The 1,389-nt window shown below is 65.9% G+C and carries 2 protein-coding genes; one reads left to right on the top strand and one right to left on the bottom strand.

Going from position 1 to position 1,389, the window contains the following annotated elements:
• The first annotated feature begins 78 nt into the window (after positions 1-78).
• A complete protein-coding gene (locus tag VXC91_RS45620; protein WP_408057635.1) occupies positions 79-525 on the top strand; it encodes a hypothetical protein in 447 nt (148 codons plus the stop codon).
• 110 nt (positions 526-635) lie between these two features.
• Here the strand turns inward: VXC91_RS45620 and VXC91_RS45615 are convergent, their stop codons facing one another.
• On the bottom strand, positions 636-935 hold the full coding sequence (locus tag VXC91_RS45615; protein WP_329513216.1) for a hypothetical protein: 300 nt from the start codon (positions 933-935) through the stop codon (positions 636-638).
• Positions 936-1,389 lie beyond the last annotated feature (454 nt).

Here is a 1,389-nt window from a genome sequence, read left to right as displayed (position 1 = left end):
TGGGCCCAAGACTCACCCCTGCTCACTGATTAGGAACGGTACTCAGGACGTCAACTCCCATGACTCTCGGAGGACTTCGTGCGGCCTCTGCCCCGCTCCCTGTCCGGCTGGTCCATGGCCGTGTTCGGCGTGCTCGCCGCTGCAATGGGTGCGGTGGGGCTGATCGATCCGGACGCCCTACTCGCGATCATGAACTTTGCTCCCGTAGCAGGCACGCGGCGCGTGGCGGGAGACCACACCCTGATCTTCCTGACCGCCTCCTCCATGGCAGCGCTCAACATGGGCGTGTACTACGTACTGGCCTCGCTCTCCGACTGGAAGGCGTTTTTCCGTTGGACCGTCCCCTTCCGCCTGCTGACCTGCACGGTGTTCACGCTCACGGTGGTCGGCGGCCGTGCCCCGTCCGGCTTCCTCGCCGTCGGGCTATGGGAAGGGCTGGGCGCCGTGGCCACGGGCATGGCTCTCTACTTTGAGAGACGGCGTGCGCCCGCCTCCGCCGGCACCGATGGCCCGGTCGCTGCATGAGACCGGGTTGTCCGCTGGAGTCGGCCACCTGTCAGGCAGTGACGCCTCGATCCACCGAATGCAAACCTGTCTGCTTTCGAGTGACCGCCACGCGAGTGCCGAGGGAACCGTCACGTCCGGGCGTTGCCGACCCTTAGCGCCATTCGGCACTGGCGGACCGTCGAGCGCAGAAGCGGCCGCGAGGAAAGTCTTTGTTCGGGGTGCGCGCCATCGTGGGTGACGTCGTCGGTAAGGCCATGCGCGTTGTACCGGCCGTATCCGCCGTGCTGGGCAGCTTGCGCGAGGCCGCGGAGTCCGCTCCCGGCCTGGTCGTCCTCGCGCAACGCATCGAACACGCTCTGGAGCGGCACTGTCACGCGATGGACGATGCCGCCTTGCTCAGGGTCACCGATGGCGTCCTGCGCCCGCAACCATCAGGGGCACCTTCCACGATCCCGCCCCGGCCCTCTCCCGCCGGACGCGCGCCGATCGGTCGGACATCGTCGACAGCCTCGTGTGCGGCGTATCACGGTGGACCGATGGAGAGCGCCGGGACGATCTGGCCGTTCTCGCCCTGACCCACAGGGCGACGGTCCCCCGGACTCAAGGACGGCGTTCCCGTCTGAAGGCCCCTGCACTCCGGCAAGCGTCGTCAGGCTGCGCTCTGAACCGTTGACGCACTGCCGTGCCGATGCTGCGCTCGGCCTCATGGAGTAGGCCGCGGGGCGGGCCGGGTGTCACAGTCGAAGGTGATCACGCTGAGCTTTCAGAAAAATCTCCCGATAACCTATTGACTCCAGGCATATAGTGTGCATCGTTGTTAGTAGGCCATAACACCGAAAGAGTTGCAAAGTCGATGAGGACGTCTAGTCGGCGGAGTGACTT

The organism is Streptomyces chiangmaiensis (genome assembly GCF_036281785.1).
GTDB classification, from domain to species: domain Bacteria; phylum Actinomycetota; class Actinomycetes; order Streptomycetales; family Streptomycetaceae; genus Streptomyces; species Streptomyces chiangmaiensis.
Note: the sequence above shows the minus strand (reverse complement) of the source record. Positions and strands in the feature narration are given on the sequence as shown.